We start from the raw sequence: 17,095 nt of genomic DNA on the forward strand, positions 1-17,095 counted from the left end.
GGAAGCGTCAGTTGTGTATAAGAGGCAGCTTGGCGGTTTGGTGGCTTGGCGGTTTGGTGGCTTGGTGGCTTGGCGGCTTGGCGGCACGACGGCTCGGCGGCGCGACAGCTTGGCGGCTTGGCAGCCCGACGGCTTCGTGGCTCGGCGGCTTGGGGTTCGGTGGCTTGGCGGTTCGGCAGCGCTGCCGACTGGCGATTGGCAACTCGACACCTCGGCAACTCGCCAGTTCCCTCGGCGGGGGCTGGATGCGGTGTTCGGCGGGGAGCCGCTGACTGCGAAGATCGTGCGTGCGCTCAATACGGAGGCCGACTTCGGCGAGGTGGCGAAGATCGCGGGCCTGGCCGGAGTTCGGGCAGACCTCAGCGAGCCAGAACTGTGGTGAGTGCTTGGAGCAGGACCGTCGCCGGGTCGTCGGACACTTCGGCGATGCGCCAGGCGATCACGCCGTCGGGACGGACCAGGCTCGCGCCGGATGCCGCGATGCCGTAATGCCGCACTAGATTCGCAAGTGCTTCGCGGCAGGCGTGACCGGCGCTGAGCCGCGATGGAGCCGCGATGGCAGCATCGACACCACTAGGCTCGCGCTCATGATTATCTGGGTGAACGGGACTTTCGGAGTCGGGAAGACCACCGTCTCGGCGTTGCTCGCGGAGGCTGTGCCCGGTGCGCGGATCTTCGACGCCGAGGAGGTCGGCTATCTGTTGCAACCCGTGCTCAAGTCCGTTCCGGTACGGAATTTCCAGGAGTGGCCGCCTTGGCGCCACTTGGTGGTGGAGACGGCTGCCCAGATTCTCGGCTACGTCGGCGGCACTCTCGTGGTCCCGCAAACCGTGTTGGTGGAGCAGTACTGGGACGAGATCTCGTCCGGCCTGGAGAAAGCGGGTATCCCAGTACGGCACTTCGTGCTGGACGCCGACCGGGAGACGCTCGTCCGGCGCATCGAGACAGACACCGTCATCGATTCCCCGAAGGTACGCCGCTGGCGCATCGACCACGTGCAGGACTACGAGCAGGCCCTTCCCTGGCTCAGGCGCAAAGGCCGGATCGTCGACACGACCACGCTGACTCCCGCCGAAATAACAACGGTGATTTCGGACGCTGCTGGACGAGGGCCTACGCGCGGCACGGTCTAGCCCGGTCTCAGTGCCAACCGACATCTTGGGGCAGGGGGCAGGGATGCCGGCGGTTCTCAGTCGCCGACCCAGCGACGACCTACTGCCCGCCCTCAGCAGCCCAGCGCCGCACCATATCGATCCGCTTCTGCAACTGCGTGGCCGTGGCCTGCGCGACCGCCGGTCCCCCGCACGTCCGTCGCAGCTCGCCGTGGATCGTCCCATGCGGCTTGCCTGTTTTGTGGTGCCACGCGCCGACCAGGCCTTGGAGCTCCTTGCGGAGCTCCAGCAGCTGCTTGCGCGTCATCACCGGGCGTTCCTCGGCGCCGACGATCGCCTCGGCCTGCGAGCGCAGCAGTGCTTTCTTGCGGGCGCTGCTCAGGTGCATCTGCTGGCGTTTGGCCAGCAGTACCTTGATGTGCTCCGGGTCCAGCAGGCCGGGGAGTCCCAGGTAGTCCGCCTCCTCGCGTGAGCCGGGGTCGGCGGGGAGGCCGAACTCGGCGCCGTCGTAGAGGACGCGGTCGAACTCGGCCTCGGAATTGAGGGCCTGGAAGGTGAAGAGCTCCTCTTCGTAGCCCTGTTCCTTCTCTGTGCGGTTGGCCTCCGCGAGTAGTGCCTCCTCCTCGCCCCACACGTCCTCGGTGGTGGTGGCCTCGGTCGGCTTGTCGAGGGCGTGGTCTCGGTGCTTCTCCATCTCGTTCGCGAACTCCAGGAGCGTCGGAATCGAGGGGACGAAGACCGAGGCGGTCTCGCCGTGGCGGCGGGCACGGACGAAGCGGCCGACCGCCTGCGCGAAGAACAGCGGTGTGGAGATGGCCGTCGCGTAGACGCCGACCGCCAGGCGCGGGACGTCCACGCCCTCCGACACCATGCGGACCGCGACCATCCAGCGGTCGTCGTTCTCGGAGAACTCCGTGATGTTCGCCGATGCCGAGGGGTCGTCCGAGACCACGACCGTCGGCCGCTGTCCGGTGATGTCCTTGAGCATGTCCGCGTAGGCCCGGGCCGCGCCCTGGTCGGTGGCGATGACCAGCCCGCCGGCGTCCGGGATGCCGCGCCGCACCTCGCGCAGCCGGCGGTCCGCCGCACGCAGCACCTGCGGCATCCAGTCGCCGGCCGGGTCCAGCGCGGTGCGCCAGGCCTGTTTGACAGCGTCCTGCGTCATCGGTTCGTTGAGCTGCATGGCGATCTCGTCGCCGGCCTTGGTGCGCCAGCGCATGCGGCCGGCGTAGGACATGAAGACGACTGGCCGGACCACGCCGTCAGCCAGCGCGGAGCCGTAGCCGTATGAGTAGTCCGCGATACTGCGGCGGATACCCTCGTTGTCCGGCGCGTACGTGACGAACGGGATCGGGTTCGTGTCCGAGCGGAACGGCGTGCCGGTCAGCGCCAGCCGCTTCGTCGCCGGCTCGAAGGCCTCGTAGGTCGCCTCGCCCCAGGACTTGGAGTCGCCGGCGTGGTGGATCTCGTCCAGGATCACCAGGGTCCTGCGACCCTCGACGCGGTTCCGGTGCAGCATCGGGTGCGCGGCCACGCCGGCGTAGGTCACCGCGATGCCCTGGTAGTCCCGCGAAGTACCGCCGGTCACGCCGCTGTAGTTGGGGTCGATCCTTATCCCGACCCGGTGTGCCGCCTCAGCCCACTGCGTCTTCAGGTGCTCGGTCGGCGCCACGATCGTGATGGTGTTCACCACGTGCCGGTCCAGCAGGTCCGTGGCGATCCGCAGCGCGAAGGTGGTCTTGCCGGCGCCGGGGGTGGCGACCGCCAGGAAGTCCCGCGGCTCGTGCTCCATGTACTCGTCCAGCGCCGCCTGCTGCCAGGCCCGCAGCCTCCCGGCGGTGCCGCGTGCGGCCCGGTCCGGGTAGGACGGGGACAGATGGGAGGCCGCCGAGATGCTCACGGTTCCTCCTCTTGTTCCACCCGCTTGCCATGCTGTTGATCGACGGGTCCGTAAGGACCGACCCCCGAGATTACCTCAACTCCAGGACCCACCACGCCCGATCGGGGCGCAACGGCAGTCGAAGCGGTGAACCGCCCTGCGGATCGCCGACGGCGTCCCGGATCGCGGCCAGGACGGCGGCCGGGGTGGCCATCACCGACAGGTCGCCGACCGGCTTCATGCCGCCCAGCGGGGGCGCGGCGACCGGCAGGCCGTCCGGGCCGATCTCCTCCTTGGCGTCCTCGGCGGTCTCCAGCAACGCGGCGACCACGACCTCGGGGGCGTCCATCGTCGAGGGCTCGCCCCAGCCGAAGGGCAGATCCGAGCCCTCGGACAGGACGAAGCCGACGCCGGCCACCGCTCCGGAGGCGACGCGGTGCACGGCCCGGTCCCGGACCGCGACCCGGCCCGCGTCCTGGGCGATCGCCACCTGGACCACGTTCACCAGCCCGAGTTCGGTGTCCACGTCCACGACCGCGCGCACCGCGCCGACCGCGACGCTGGCGGAGTCGGAGGTGCCGGTGAGGGCGGGCATGGCCAGCATCCGGAACTCGCCGTCGCCGCGCACCACGCGGCCCGGGGGCAGGCACTGCCGGTAGGCGTCGTCCAGCGGGAGGTGGAAGACGTCGTCGTGGGACACCAGGTAGCCGTCGATGACCTTCAGCAGCCCGCCGTCGATGCCGATCTGCTCGGCCAGCGGGCGGAAGAGCTTGGCACGGACCTGTTTCGCGGCCGCCTCGACCGCGCTGCCGTGCACCCACGCCGGGTGCGTGACGGCCGTGGAGGAGGGCAGCGAGCCGGGGTCCTCCGGCGCCCGGACGGCGACCCGCTCCGGCGGGACGCCGAGGGTGCGCTCGACCGTGGTGCGGATCAGATCGTGCAGGCCCGAGCCGGTCTCCACGGCCGAGCAGGCGACGGTGGCGGCCGGGCCGTCCGGGGTCATCGAGACCAGCACGACGGCGGTCGCGTACTCCCCCAACTGCGTCGGGTTCGACAGGTCGGCCATGCCCAACGCCACGCCGACGCCACGCCGGATCCGGGTCAGTTCCCCAGTCCGGCCAACGGTTCCGGGGTATTCGCGGATATCCGGTCCCGGCGGGAAACTCGGCATCGGGGTGTCCAGGATCTCGTGCAGACAGTCCGGGATCGGCACCGGAGCGGCGGCCGGCTTGCCCAGCGGATCGCTCGCGTCCGGCATCAGATCGCCGGGTCGCAGCAGGTTGCGGAGCCGGACCTCCAGCCCGCCCAGCCCGACCGCCGAGCCCGCGGCGTCCATCTGGGCCTCGTACGCCGCGCAGGTCAGGGCTCCGCCACCGCCGCGCACCCGGCCGGCCGGCGGGTTGTTCGTGCGCACCACCCGGCCGGTGACCCGGACATTCGGCACCCGGTAGGGGCCGACCGCCAGCCGGCAGGCCTCCTCCAGGATGTCGATCGTGGTGGAGGCGTAGGCGCCGCCGTCGAGCAGGATGTCCGCCTCGACCGCGACCAGGGCGCCGTCCTCGCCCACCACGTGCCGGTAGCGCAGCGAGGCCGCGGGGCGGCCCGGGTGCGCCGGGGCGTCGCGCGGCACCACCGCCTTCACCGGCCGGCCGGTGGCCAGCGCCAGCAGCGCGGCCTGGACCTGGAGCCCGACGTCCTCGCGGTGGGTGTCGGCGCCGCCGACCCGGGTCGGGATGACGTGCACCTTCTCCACCGGCAGGCCCAGGCACTGCGCGACCACCTCGCGGTCGCCGCGCGGGGAGACGGTGGCCACGTAGATCTCGATCCCGCGCTCACCGTTCGGCACCGCGATCACCACGGCCGGGGCCGCGGGGCGGGCGTCGAGGCCGTCGAAGACGTACTCGCCCCGGACCACCTTGCGCCCGGCCGACTCGGCGCTGGCCGGATCGGCCAGCGTCGCCGGATCGGCGCCGAAGGCCAAGGTGGTGGTGTGCAGGACGTTGCCGTCGGGGTGGATCGGGGGCGCGGTCGAGGCCTGATCCGGGTCGTGCAGCGGCCGCAGCGGGTCCCAGATCACCCGCACCCGCTCGGCGGCGCGGCGGGCCAGCGCCGGGTGCTCGGCGGCGACCACGGCCACCGGCTCGCCGATGTAGCGGGCCACGTCGGCGGCCAGCACCGGCTGGTCGATGGAGCGCGGGCCGTGGAAGTTGTAGCCGGGCAGGTCGGCGGCGGACAGGACGGCGTGCACGCCCGGGACGGCGCGCGCCGCCCGCATGTCCAGGCCGCGGATCGCCGCGCTGGCGTGCGGGGAGCGGCGTACACCCATCCACAGCATGCCCTCGGCCCGCAGGTCGGCGGGGAACTTGGGCTCGGTCACGACTCTGTTTCCCCCGCCTCGATCACCAGCACGGCCATCTCGCCGGAGTCCCCGCCCGCCGGGCCCCTGGTGCCGCCGTCGCCGACGCCGGCCTCCTTCGCCCGGGCCACGGCCTCGATCCAGCGTCCCGATTCGGCGCACCGGCAGACCAGCCCGGCCAGTGCCTCGCGGATGGCCGCCGGGCCGGGATCGGCGTTGCGGCGCAACAGATCGGTGATGGCGACGGTGAGCGCGGGGGCGCAGAACCCGCAGGGGCTCGCGTTGGCCGCCACGACCGCCTCGCGCGCGGCCTCGAAGGCCGCGTCCTGGGGCGTGCGCACGTCCCGGTCCGCCGCGGCGACCGCGGGCACCAGACAGGCCGCCGCCGGGCGGCCGTCCAGGGTCACCAGACAGGACCCGCATTCCCCGATCGAGCAGCCGTCGCGCGGCTCGTCGAGGTCCAGGCGCTCGCGCAACACCGCCAGCAGCGAGTCGCCGATCCACACCTGCGGCACCGGATATTCGTGCCCGTCGACGCGCAGCGTCAGGCCGACGGCCGGCCATTCGACCGCCGACTCGCTCACCTGTGGCTCACTGGTCCTTCCCCCTTGCCCGACACGTTTCTACTGTTGTCTCTTCTGCTGTTGTCTCTACTGCTGTCCAACTGCTGGCTACTGGTCCTGGTTCCGTGCCTGTTCAGCCCGCTCGACTTCGGCGCGCTCGACCCGCTGCTTGGCGCGCTGGAAGTCCGCTCGCTTCTGCAACTCGCGGACCTGGTCCAGCCAGCCCAGCGGCGGCAGGGCGCGCAGCAGGGCGCGGCGGGCACAGATCTCCACGGCCTTGCGACGATACGGGTCGCCGCCCCCGCCGAGGGTGCCGCTCCCGTCACCGTAGACGAGGGAGTCGGCGACCAGGCGGCCGAAGGTCTCATAGACGGTCGGGTCGGCGATCGCGGCGGCGTCCCAGTCCACCTGCTCGGCCAGCCAGCGGTCGGCGTGGTCGGCGCGCAGCAGGGTCGGCAGCCCGCCGCGGCCGGTGCCGGAGGGCAGCCCGGCCAGCGCCATCGCGCCGACCACGCAGGTCGCGCTGCGCCGGGCCGGGTCGACGGCCAGCATGATCGACAGGATCGCCCGGGAGATGCCGCCGCGGACGCCGATCTTCATGAAGCCCTGCATGCCCTCCACGACCGGCACCCGGGCGCCGACGACCAGCTCGCCGGGCGCGATCTGGGGCACGCCGTCGCGGTCATAGAAGTCGGACACGGTCACGGTCCGCACGCCGTCGGCGGAGGCCACCAGCACCGAGGCGCCGAGCGCGGCGAGCACCACCGGCAGGTCGGCCGAGGCCGGGCCGACGACCAGGTTGCCGCCGAGGGTGGCGACCGCGCGGATGTGCGGGGCGCCGACCGTGCGCACGGCCTGGTTCAGCGCGGGCACCTGCTGGCGCAGGTCGCGCTGCTGCATCTCGGCCAGCGTCAGGCCGGCGTGCAGCAGCACCTCGCCGGAGCCGGTGGACCAGCCGCGCAGCTCGGCGCAGCGGTGCAGGGTCAGGACGGTGCCGGGGTGGCGGCGGCCGGCGGTGATGTCCGGCATGGCCACGGTGCCGCCGGCGATGATCACGGCGTCCGGGTGCTCGGCCAGGACCTGGACGGCTTCGACCACGGTTTGCGGGCCGAACAGGGAGCGGGCGGCGGTGACGGCGGAGCCGGCCAGGCCGGGGCCGATGGGCGGCTGGTCTGCTGCCGGGTTCGGGGCTGGGCCGCTTGCCGCGCCGGGTGGGCCCGCGTCGGCCGGAGGGGCTGGAGTGGTTTCGGCCGCTGTGCCCGAGCCGCCTGGAGTGCCCGGAGCGGAAACGCCGGGAACGCCCGCTGTACCCGAGCCAGCGAACCAGCTCGCTCCCGCCGCATCGGACCCGCTGTCGGCAGCGGCCATGGCCATCGGCGCGTTCGCGGCAGCCGAGCCATTGCCTGCGCGATTCGCGCCCGGCCGCCCAGCTGCCCCGGCCGCGGCCGAACCCGACCGCTCGGCTATCTCGTCCTCGCCGCCGTCATCCTCGAAAGTGCCCAGCTCGAACCCAGGCCGCTCGCCCTCGCCCCCGAAGACCAGCGCGCCGTCCGGGCTCCCGCCGGACCGCACCGGGACCGCGTGACCACCGGCCGGCCCGGCCGCGCCGGCACCGCCGCCGAATCCCCCGTCGCCGCCGGACGGCCCGAAACCGTCCGGCCCCATGATCCCGGTCAGTTCGACCCGCCGTCGCCGTCGTCGCCGCCACCACCGCCGGGCTCCAGGCCCTCGAAGATCTCCTTGCACTCCGGGCACACGGGGAACCGGCTCGGGTCCCGCGAGGGCACCCATACCTTCCCGCACAGCGCCACCAGCGGCGTGCCGAACACGGACGCCTCCATGATCTTGTCGCGCTCGGCGTAGTGCGCGAAGCGCTCCTCGTCACCGGGCTCGTAGCGGTAGTCGGACTCGACGCGTTCCTCGACGATCGTCGAGCCGCCGGTGTCCGTATCCGGTTCGAAAGTCGGCGTGCTCATGCTCTTGAGTCTATGCCGCGCCGCCACCGCTGAGCAGCGCCCGCGGGGCGACGCGGCACTGGATCGTTACCTGCAGGTCACGGGCTAGCCGTGCAGGTAGACGATTCCCAACTCGTTGAGCTGCCAGAGCTGGTCCGCGGCTCCGGTGTAGGGCTGCAACTCGATCTCCGGGTTGCCGGAGCCGTCGGTCGAGCCGCCGATCGTGGCGACCAGGTTCTGGTTCTGCGCCGAGGCCACCGCGTAGTAGCCGCCGCCCTCGGGCTTGAAGAACCAGTGCTGGTTGGCGTTGCCGGTGCAGGCCCACTGTTCCAGCTTCACTCCGGCCGCGGCCGTCCCGCCGGTCGCGTCCAGGCACATATCGCGGTTGCCGCTGTAGTCGACCTCGTAGGAGCCGTCGGACTTGATCTCGGTGACGAAGGACTGGTTCAGGCCGCCGGTTGTGGAGTAGGTGATCAGCGGCCGGCCGTTGGTCGAGTCGCTGTCGGTGCCGCCGCCGGAGAAGTCCCAGACCTTTCCGGTGGCCTTGCTGGTCAGCTGGAACCAGCCGCCGTCGTCGACCTGGTCCATCCAGGGCTGGCCGGGGGTCAGCGGCCGGATCGTGGTGCCGTCCTGCTGGTCCAGGGTGCAGTACGACTCAGGGTTCGCCGATCCGTAGAAGTCGCCCAGGCACGCGCCCTCGCCCTCGTATCCGGCCACCCGCAGGTGGTAGGACTGCCGGATCTCGTCCATGCAGATCAGGCCGCCGAACAGGACCTTCTGGTCGCAGCCGTTGCGGGTCATCTCCGAGGTGTCGATGACGTCGCCGTTGGTGTACTCGTACGGCGAGGTGGTCATCTCCGCGCAGACCTCGTGCCCGTAGCTGACCCGCCGCTGGTCCAGGTAGCGCACGCCGGGCACCTGCTCGGCGGCGTGCCGCAGCGCGTCGGAGAACAGCGGGACCACCAGGTTGTGGCCCCAGGCCAGGTCCTCGGTGAAGGCCGGGCAGCCGTTGGCGACCTTGCCGGCGTAGTTGTCGATGCCCGAGCGCAGGTCCGGGGTGATCGGCGTGAAGTAGGACTGGAAGAGAAGCTGGTAGTCCGAGTCCGCGTACCCGGCGTTGCGCATCGTCTGCCGGACGTCCTGGATCGCCGCGATCACCTTCGGCTGCACGGCCGCCGCGCGCCGCTGGATCTCGGCGGTGCCGATGGTGTCCCGGCAGCCGGTGGACTGCGGGATCGGGAAGTACTGGTTGAGGCAGGCCTCCATGATCCCGGTGAAGTCGAAGTCGTCGTTGGCGCCGATGGTCATCACGACCATCTTCACGTCGTTCGACCCGGCGATCGTGGCCAACTGCGTGTCCTGCTTCGCCTCGCCGTAGTCGCCGCCGCCGCTGCCGGTGACCGCGGAGTACTGCGGCAGCGAGGTGATGTCGCCGGTCTGCGCGCCGGAGCAGGCGATGTCGAAGGGGGTGAGCCCGGACAGGCCGGTGTCGAAGATCTCGGACTTGGTGCTGCGGTGGCAGTAGTCGCTGGGCCCGTCGGTGCCGGCGACGTAGCCGTCGCTGGTGTCGGTTCCGGCGCCCTCGCCGGAGATGGCGCTGTCGCCCATCGCGACGATGGCCGCCGCGCCGGTGTGGGTGGCCGCGGGGGTGGTCGCGGGGTTCGCCGCGGCGGCGGCCGGTGGCGCCGTGGCCTGGGCGGTACCGCTCCATGCGGACACGAGTGCGCCGGTGAGCGCCGTGGCCGCGAGCAGTGCGATGAGGGGTCTGTTCACAAAGTGCTCCTAGCAGGTGGGGAGGTGCTTCGGAGGTGGAACATGACGATTCCTCAAATATGACTTACCTGCGGGTAGCAAACAAGGGGCAGGTTCCGGCGCCGCGCGCCGCCCCCGATTGCGGGCTACCAAGCGGTCACAATGGAGCGAACCGCTATGAATGGACTGATACTGTGACCGAGAACCCGAATACCCCGCCGGACCCGAACGCCGGCCAGCCCCCTGGCGGTCCGATCGGCCAGCCCTCGACGCCCGCGCAGCCGACACCGCCTCAGACGCCGTCGGCCCAGTCGGCCGCTGAGGCCGGGAAGTCTGAGGCGGCGAAGTCTGGGGCGGCCCAGGCCGAGGCGGCGAAGTCGGAGGCGGTCTCGGCCGCGAAGTCCGCCGCCGAGCCGGGCGAATCCGGCGCCACCGCCCTGCCCCGCAGCCCCCAGCCCGGCACCGAGTCACCGGTGACGCAGAACCCGGCGACCGGCGCCTTGACCGACGACCCGTGGGTCGAGCCGACCGACGAAGAGGCCGGGTTCGCCGAGCCGGTGGACCCGAACGCCCCGAACACCGGCGTCGCGGCCACCTTCCTGCCCGGCATCGACGCCGCCGCGGTCCTGGCGCTGGTCGTGGCGGCCCTGGCGGCCGGCGCGTACCTGCTGGTCAACCCGCTGGTCCAGGCCCACGACGCGGCCCGGACCTGGTCGGACTTCAAGAACAACGTGCCGCGCACCAAGCAGGACCCGTTCGGCGTGCAGCGGGACTGGGTCTCCTACCAGTCCTGGGCGCACATCATCCTGGGCCTGGTCGCGGTGCTGCTGGCGCTCTTGGTGCTGGGACTGTGGACGGCGCAGAAGAACAAGCTGCGGTCGCGCTCGTTCGCGCAGGCGGCGCTGGTGCTGGGGCTGGCGGTGGTGCTCTACGGCATCCTGCTCAAGACCGGCGCGGTCGGGTCGGAGATCCCGAGCATGAAGGCCATCACCTCCGGGCTCAGCTCCTCGCAGTAGCGCGCGGCGGCAGCGGAGGGCGCCAGCGCACGCGAGTTCCCGCACACACTCAAGGACCCGGCGCCGCGGACCGACCGCGGTGCCGGGCTCTGGAGCGGGTTTCATCTCAGCTAATTGAGATCAGGGTCCTCGGTCAATTGAGATCAGGGTCCTCGGTCCAGTTCGCCACCATCGCGATCGGCCCGCCCTGGCGCCGCAGCACTTTGCGCCACAGCTCCTCCGGCTCGGTGGTGAACACGTCGGCCAGCTCCGGCTCGACCACGTACCAGGCTCGCTGCGCCAGTTCCCCGGCCAGCTGCCCGGGGCCCCAGCCGGCGTACCCGGCGAAGATCCGCAGCGCGGTCAGATCCGGGGCCAGCACCTCCGGCGGAGCGTCCAGGTCGACCAGGCCCAGCCGGCCGGAGAACTGGCGCCAGCCCAGCGGCTCCTCGCCGGGCACCGCCGCCTCGGGCCGCACACAGGCGATGCCCAGCGCCGAGTCCAGCGCGACCGGCCCGCCCAGGAACACCGTCGGGGGCTCGGCCGCCAGCGGTGCCCAGGTCTCCAGCACGTCCTCGACGTCCAGGCTGCCGGGCCGGTTGAGGACGACGCCCAGGGTGCCGTCGTCGTCGTGGTCGACGACCAGCACCACCGTGCGGTCGAAGTTGGGGTCGACCAGGACCGTCGTGGCGACCAGCAGTTTGCCGGTCAGCCGTTCCAGCGGCACTCTGCCGCCGTCCTGCTCCCCCGCGTCGCGCCCTGCGTCCGTCATGGCACACATGATCCCGCACCCGGACCCCCGCTGGCGCCTTTTGCCCCAAGGCCCGCGCGTCCGCGACCGCCTCTTGACGCTCCGTTGACCTTCCGCGCCCGTGTCGGCCGCGGATCGGCGACACTCAGCGTTCGAACCAGTACGTCCTGTTGCCCCGCACCGGGTCCGCCCCCGCCGACACCTCCCGCACGAACTGTGATCTTCGCGAGCTTCGACCGCATGCGCCCGGTGTTCGAGTACCCTGGATCGGCCGCCGCCTCGCCCCGTTCCGCCCCGTTCCGCAGCCCCGGCGGAACGGTCCGCAGCACACACCCAGTGGAGAACCATGGAGCTGAGCACCGCTTCCGACGTCCTGACAGTGCACGGCGGTACCGCCCTGTCCGGAGAGGTCCGGGTCCGAGGGGCGAAAAACCTGGTTCCCAAAGCGATGGTGGCCGCGCTGCTCGGACACGGGACCTCGGTGCTGCACAACGTGCCGCAGATCTCCGACGTCCGGATCGTCACCGGCCTGTTGGAAGCGCACGGCGTCTCGGTCACCCGCGGTGCCCCCGGGCCCGACGGGGAACCGAGCGACACCCTGATCCTGGACCCGGCCTCGGTCGAGCAGGCCAGCGACACCGCGGTCGAGGCGCACGCCGGCACCAGCCGGATCCCGGTCCTGTTCTGCGGCCCGCTGCTGCACCGGCTGGGCCGGGCCTTCATCCCGGACCTGGGCGGCTGCAAGATCGGCGACCGGCCGATCGACTTCCACCTGGACGCCCTGCGGGCCTTCGGCGCGGTGGTCGAGAAGCGCCCCGAGGGCCTGCTGATCTCGGCGCCCGAACGCCTGCACGGCACCCAGATCCGGCTGCCCTACCCCAGCGTCGGCGCCACCGAGCAGGTGCTGTTGACCGCGGTGCTGGCCGAGGGCGTGACAGAGCTCTCCAACGCCGCCACCGAGCCGGAGATCGTGGACCTGATCGCGGTGCTTCAGAAGATGGGCGCCATCATCTCGGTGCACAACGGCCGGGTGATCCGGATCATCGGCGTGGACCAGCTCGGCGGTTTCACCCACCGCGCCATCCCGGACCGGCTGGAGACCGCCTCCTGGGCCTGCGCGGCCCTGGCCACCGGCGGCGACATCCGGGTGATCGGCGCCGCCCAGGGCGAGATGATGACGTTCCTCAACGTCTTCCGGCGCATAGGGGGAGACTTCGAGGTCGACGACACCCCCGGCGAGCCCTCGATCCGGTTCTGGCACTCCGGCGGCCAGATGCGCGCCCTGGCCCTGGAGACCGACGTCTACCCGGGCCTGTCCACCGACTGGCAGCAGCCGCTGGTGGTGGCCCTGACCCAGGCCCACGGCCTGTCGATCATCCACGAGACGGTCTACGAGCAGCGTCTGGGCTTCACCGACGCGCTGAACCGGATGGGCGCCCAGATCCAGCTGTACCGGGAATGCCTCGGTGGCAGCGCGTGCCGCTTCGGCCAGCGCAACTTCATGCACTCGGCGGTCATCTCCGGCCCGACCAAACTGCACGGCGCCGAACTGACCATCCCCGACCTGCGCGCCGGCTTCAGCTACCTGATCGCCGCGCTCGCCGCCCAGGGCACGTCCACGGTGCACGGCATCAGCCTGATCCGCCGCGGCTACGAGGACTTCGAGGCGAAGCTCTCGGCGCTGGGCGCGGACGTGGAACTCGGCATCCCGGCGGCATAACACCCGGGCCCGGGCCGATCGGCGGGGCCGGCGCGATCACCGCGGCGGGCGGCATCTGAAGCTGCCCGCGCTCATCGCCTCACCGGCCCCGGCGGACGCAACGGTTCTCCAGTGGCCGTCCGTGCGGTCAGTCGCGCGGCGCGAGCACCGGCGTCGCGCGCCGCGGTCGTCAGGCGGTCGTAGGTGACGAACCCGGCCAGCTCAGTTCCGAATGGGTCACGGAGGCCGACAGTATGCACACTCACAGTAGCCATGTGACTGGTGTGCGACAAAAGGGTGTCGCATAGGCGCGTCGACCGACGCCCCTACCCCACCTGCGGCGTCAGCAGGATCACCCGGGCCCCGAGCCGCACCGCCTCGCGCACCGCGTCCGGATCCGGGTCCCCGGCGGCGTCGAAGCCGATGGTGTGGAACTTCGCGAAGGCGTGGTTGTCCCGGCACATCAGTGTGTAGAGGTCGGCGACGCGGTCGGGGTCCGTCACCACCTCGACCTCGGCTGAGCGCAGGCGTCCCTTGTACCGGACCTGGATCGGGTCGCCGGTGCGCAGGTTGCGGACCCAGGCGAACTGCGTGCCGATCAGCACCTTCCCGTCGTGCTCCATGTAGGCGATCGGGATGGCGTACCGCTTGCCGCTCTTGCGGCCGAAGACGTACAGCAGGATCAGCCTGCGGCCGATCCCCTTGGCCACTCCCGGCGTGCTCAGGGCGGTGCGGGTGAGAGCATTCACCAGGCCTTGTACCGGCAGCTTCCGGGCCTGCCCCGCCGCTTTCGTCTCGGTACCCATGGTGCGGACGCTACTCCGGCATCCGCGCCCCGACCACGGTTCGGCGCCGGCCGGGTCCGAACCGGCCGGCGTGGCGCGCGCCCGGCACCTGCTTCGCCCTACTCGCCGTGCTCGCCCTTCACCGCCGCGACCACGGCCTCGGCCACGGTCTTGGCCAGGTCCTTGTGGAACACGCTCGGCACGATGTAGCTGGGGTTCAGGTCGCTGTCCGGCACCGCCGAGGCGATCGCCCGGGCCGCGGCGACCAGCACCTCGGGGGTGACGTCGTTGGACTGCGCGTCGATCAGGCCGCGGAAGACGCCGGGGAAGGCCAGTACGTTGTTGATCTGGTTCGGGTAGTCGCTGCGGCCGGTGGCCACCACGGCCGCGTGCGCCAGCGCGTCGTCCGGGTCCACCTCGGGCTCGGGGTTGGCCAGGGCGAAGACGATCGCGCCGGGGGCCATGGTCGCGATGTCGTCGCCGGTGAGGATGCGCGGCGCGGAGACCCCGATGAAGACGTCGGCCCCGGCCAGCGCCTCCTTCAGGGTGCCGGTGAGGTTGCCGGGGTTGGTGTGGTCGGCGACCCAGCGCAACTCGCCGTCGCCGTCGCCGCCGTTCACGTCGGCGCGGCCGACGTGCACGACGCCGTGGTAGTCGGCGACCGTGATGTCGGTGGCGCCGGCGGCGATCAGCAGTTTGAGGATCGCGGTGCCGGCCGCGCCGGCCCCGGAGCCGACGATCCGCACGTCCTGGAGCTTCTTGCCGACCACCTTCAGCGCGTTGGTCAGCGCGGCCAGCACCACGATCGCGGTGCCGTGCTGGTCGTCGTGGAAGACCGGGATGTCCAACTCCTCGCGCAGCCGGCGCTCGATCTCGAAGCAGCGGGGCGCGCTGATGTCCTCCAGGTTGATCCCGGCGAAGCCCGGGGCGATCGCCTTGACCACCATGATGATCTCCTCGGTGTCCTGCGTGTCCAGGCACAGCGGCCACGCGTCCACCCCGGCGAACTGCTTGAACAGCGCCGCCTTGCCCTCCATCACCGGCAGCGCCGCGATCGGCCCGATGTTGCCCAGCCCGAGCACCGCCGAGCCGTCGGTGACCACGGCCACGGTGTTGCGCTTGATGGTCAGGCGCCGGGCGTCGCCGGGGTTCTCGGCCAGGGCCAGCGACACCCGCGCGACGCCGGGGGTGTAGGCCATGGACAGCTCGTCGCGGTTGCGCAGCGCGACCTTGGAGCTCATCTCGATCTTGCCGCCGAGGTGCATCAGGAAGGTCCGGTCGGAGACCTTGCCGACCTCGACCCCCTCGATCTTGCCCAGTTCCTCGGTGATCGCCCGGGAGTGCTCCTCGCTGCTGGCCGCGATCGTGACGTCGACCCGCAGCCGGTCCCGCCCGGAGCCGGAGACGTCCAAGCCGGTCACGACGCCGCCGGCGTCCTCCACCGCTCTGGTGATCCCGCTCACCGCGTTGCCGTAGGAGGGTGCCTCCAGACGGACGGTGATCGAATAGGACACGCTGGGCGAGGCGGACACGGGCGGTTCTCCTTTGGACTGCCGGTTTTTCTTGTGTCAAGCCTAGACTCCCGGCGGCCCGGCCCGATGCAGAGATGGGACTGCCCGTGGTGGGGCGTCAGTACTGCGACGCGTAGCGCCTTCTTAACGGGTGGTGGTGGGAGACAGGTGGGCCGGCCGGAGCGGCCCGCGACGTGATCGAGTCGTGGCTGAAGCGTGATCTCCTCGCATGATCTCCGCTCTCGCCGGGGCCGGAATGATCGCGTACACTCGCAGCCAAGGTCGTAAAAGTTCGCGGTGTTAAAGGCCCAGCGGAACTAATTCCGCCGGGCCATTCTCGTCTGGGGCCAGTGGCCGACAACAGCACTTCAAGTATGAAATGAGAGCAGGATGGCTCAGGGGACAGTCAAGTGGTTCAACTCCGAGAAGGGCTTCGGCTTCATCGCCCAGGATGAGGGCGGCCCGGACGTGTTCGTGCACTTCTCCGCCATCCAGTCGAGCGGCTACCGCTCGCTGGAGGAGAACCAGCGCGTCGAGTTCGAGGTTACTCAGGGGCCGAAGGGCGCCCAGGCGGAGAACGTCCGCCCGGTCTGAGGAAACCTCTCGGATATAACGCGAGCCGCATTCGGAAGTACTCTTCCGAATGCGGCTTTTCGATGTCCGAGAACAACGCCTACGGATATCAGCCCTGGAAATCGCCTAAGGGCTGATATGGGCGACTAACGGCGATAGAAGGCCCAGGCGTCGGCGACCGACTCGGTCAGCTCGGTCCGCTCCGGGTTCCAGCCCAGCACGGTCCGCGCGCGCTCGGCGGAGGCCACCAGCCGCGCCGGGTCGCCCGGGCGCCGCGGCTTCTCCACCGCCGGGACCGGGGCGCCGGTCGCCTTGCGCACCGCCTCCAACACCTCGTAGACCGAGAACCCGGTGCCGGTGCCCAGGTTGCAGATCAGGTGCTCGCCCTTCTTGGCCGCGCCCAGCGCCAGCAGGTGCGCCTCGGCCAGGTCCCGCACGTGGATGTAGTCGCGGATCGCGGTCCCGTCCGGGGTCGGGTAGTCGGTGCCGAACACCGAGGCCTGCGGCGCCTTGCCGGCCGCCACGTCCAGCAGCCGCGGGATCAGATGGGTCTCCACCTCGTGCCGCTCGCCCTGCGGACCGTAGGCGCCGGCGACGTTGAAGTAGCGCAGTGAGACCGCTGCGATGCCGTAAGCCGGGGCGGCGAAGGTCAGCATCTGGTCGGCGGCCAGCTTCGAGGCGCCGTAGGGGTTGGTCGGCACCGTGGGCATGTCCTCGGTGATCGGCGTGACCGCCGGCTCGCCGTAGCAGGCGGCGGTCGAGGAGAAGACGATCGTGCCGATCCCGTTGTCCCGCATCGCTTCCAGCAGGTTCGCGGTGGTGGTGATGTTGTGCCGGAAGTAGCGGGCCGGCTCGGCCACCGACTCCCCGACCAGCGAGCGCGCCGCGAAGTGCAGGATCGCCTCGATCGGACCCGCCGCGGTGACGTCACGTAGCACGTCGCCGAGCTGGCGCTGGTCCAGCACGTCCGCGTGCCGGAACGCCGCCCCGGCCGGGACCGCGTCCCGGTGCCCGGTGGACAGGTCGTCGACCACCGTCACCTCGTGCCCGGCCTCGACCAGCACCGCGGACGTGACCGAACCGACGTACCCCGCGCCCCCAATGACCAGCAACCGCATGATTCGAGACCTCCGCTAGGACCGACTGGAACGGGCTCAGCCTAGC

15 protein-coding genes and 1 pseudogene are annotated in these 17,095 nt (G+C 71.3%); 5 read left to right on the plus strand and 11 right to left on the minus strand.

Going from position 1 to position 17,095, the window contains the following annotated elements; genetic code table 11:
• A pseudogene (locus IZR01_RS24660) lies at positions 1-382 on the plus strand (hypothetical protein); the annotation flags it as partial.
• On the opposite strand, the gene IZR01_RS24665 reads toward IZR01_RS24660, so the two are convergent.
• Positions 360-497: an aromatic-ring hydroxylase C-terminal domain-containing protein gene (locus tag IZR01_RS24665; protein ID WP_194895363.1), complete on the minus strand. Its 138-nt coding sequence runs from the start codon at positions 495-497 to the stop codon at positions 360-362. The pseudogene IZR01_RS24660 and the gene IZR01_RS24665 overlap by 23 nt on opposite strands.
• Positions 498-587: 90 nt before the next feature.
• On the opposite strand from IZR01_RS24665, the gene IZR01_RS24670 reads away from it, so the two are divergent.
• On the plus strand, positions 588-1,133 hold the full coding sequence (locus tag IZR01_RS24670) for a P-loop nucleotide/nucleoside kinase family protein (RefSeq protein ID WP_194925239.1): 546 nt from the start codon (positions 588-590) through the stop codon (positions 1,131-1,133).
• Between the two features lie 79 nt (positions 1,134-1,212).
• Here IZR01_RS24670 and IZR01_RS24675 read toward each other — a convergent pair whose 3' ends face one another.
• From IZR01_RS24675 to IZR01_RS53440, 6 genes are all read right to left on the minus strand, one after another.
• Complete coding sequence (locus tag IZR01_RS24675) at positions 1,213-3,012, minus strand: DEAD/DEAH box helicase (protein ID WP_194925240.1); 1,800 nt, start codon at positions 3,010-3,012, stop codon at positions 1,213-1,215.
• A 70-nt stretch (positions 3,013-3,082) separates the two neighbouring features.
• Positions 3,083-5,368: a xanthine dehydrogenase family protein molybdopterin-binding subunit gene (locus tag IZR01_RS24680; protein WP_194895366.1), complete on the minus strand. Its 2,286-nt coding sequence runs from the start codon at positions 5,366-5,368 to the stop codon at positions 3,083-3,085.
• Positions 5,365-5,931, minus strand: coding sequence for a (2Fe-2S)-binding protein (locus IZR01_RS24685; protein ID WP_212009794.1), 567 nt, complete (start codon positions 5,929-5,931; stop codon positions 5,365-5,367). Before IZR01_RS24685 ends, IZR01_RS24680 begins: the two co-directional genes overlap by 4 nt.
• 87 nt (positions 5,932-6,018) lie before the next feature.
• Positions 6,019-7,575: an FAD binding domain-containing protein gene (locus IZR01_RS24690; RefSeq protein WP_194925241.1), complete on the minus strand. Its 1,557-nt coding sequence runs from the start codon at positions 7,573-7,575 to the stop codon at positions 6,019-6,021.
• An 8-nt stretch (positions 7,576-7,583) separates the two neighbouring features.
• Positions 7,584-7,886, minus strand: a complete 303-nt coding sequence (locus tag IZR01_RS24695; RefSeq protein WP_194895368.1) for a DUF3039 domain-containing protein — start codon at positions 7,884-7,886, stop codon at positions 7,584-7,586.
• Between the two features lie 84 nt (positions 7,887-7,970).
• Positions 7,971-9,638, minus strand: coding sequence for an RICIN domain-containing protein (locus IZR01_RS53440; RefSeq protein ID WP_323747087.1), 1,668 nt, complete (start codon positions 9,636-9,638; stop codon positions 7,971-7,973).
• Between the two features lie 173 nt (positions 9,639-9,811).
• Between IZR01_RS53440 and IZR01_RS24705 the strand changes: the two genes are divergently transcribed.
• A complete protein-coding gene (locus IZR01_RS24705; RefSeq protein ID WP_194925242.1) occupies positions 9,812-10,633 on the plus strand; it encodes a hypothetical protein in 822 nt (273 codons plus the stop codon).
• 133 nt (positions 10,634-10,766) lie between these two features.
• On the opposite strand, the gene IZR01_RS24710 is transcribed toward IZR01_RS24705, so the two are convergent.
• Positions 10,767-11,384 (minus strand): YqgE/AlgH family protein, encoded by a 618-nt coding sequence (locus IZR01_RS24710; RefSeq protein WP_194895370.1) that lies wholly within the window; start codon positions 11,382-11,384, stop codon positions 10,767-10,769.
• A gap of 325 nt (positions 11,385-11,709) precedes the next feature.
• Here IZR01_RS24710 and murA point away from each other — a divergent pair, with 325 nt between their 5' ends.
• On the plus strand, positions 11,710-13,083 hold the full coding sequence (gene murA / locus IZR01_RS24715) for a UDP-N-acetylglucosamine 1-carboxyvinyltransferase (protein ID WP_228554852.1): 1,374 nt from the start codon (positions 11,710-11,712) through the stop codon (positions 13,081-13,083).
• A gap of 305 nt (positions 13,084-13,388) precedes the next feature.
• On the opposite strand, the gene IZR01_RS24720 is transcribed toward murA, so the two are convergent.
• Complete coding sequence (locus IZR01_RS24720; protein WP_194895371.1) at positions 13,389-13,868, minus strand: nitroreductase/quinone reductase family protein; 480 nt, start codon at positions 13,866-13,868, stop codon at positions 13,389-13,391.
• Between the two features lie 98 nt (positions 13,869-13,966).
• Positions 13,967-15,379 carry an NAD-dependent malic enzyme gene (locus IZR01_RS24725; protein ID WP_194925243.1) on the minus strand — a complete coding sequence of 471 codons (1,413 nt, stop codon included), beginning with the start codon at positions 15,377-15,379 and terminating at the stop codon, positions 13,967-13,969.
• Positions 15,380-15,748: 369 nt separating this feature from the next.
• Between IZR01_RS24725 and IZR01_RS24730 the strand changes: the two genes are divergently transcribed.
• Positions 15,749-15,952: a cold-shock protein gene (locus IZR01_RS24730; RefSeq protein ID WP_194895373.1), complete on the plus strand. Its 204-nt coding sequence runs from the start codon at positions 15,749-15,751 to the stop codon at positions 15,950-15,952.
• A 125-nt stretch (positions 15,953-16,077) separates the two neighbouring features.
• On the opposite strand, the gene galE is transcribed toward IZR01_RS24730, so the two are convergent.
• Positions 16,078-17,049, minus strand: coding sequence for a UDP-glucose 4-epimerase GalE (galE, locus tag IZR01_RS24735; RefSeq protein WP_194925244.1), 972 nt, complete (start codon positions 17,047-17,049; stop codon positions 16,078-16,080).
• Positions 17,050-17,095 lie beyond the last annotated feature (46 nt).

The sequence above is a fragment of the Catenulispora pinisilvae genome, assembly GCF_015356865.1.
In the GTDB taxonomy this organism is placed as follows: domain Bacteria; phylum Actinomycetota; class Actinomycetes; order Streptomycetales; family Catenulisporaceae; genus Catenulispora; species Catenulispora pinisilvae.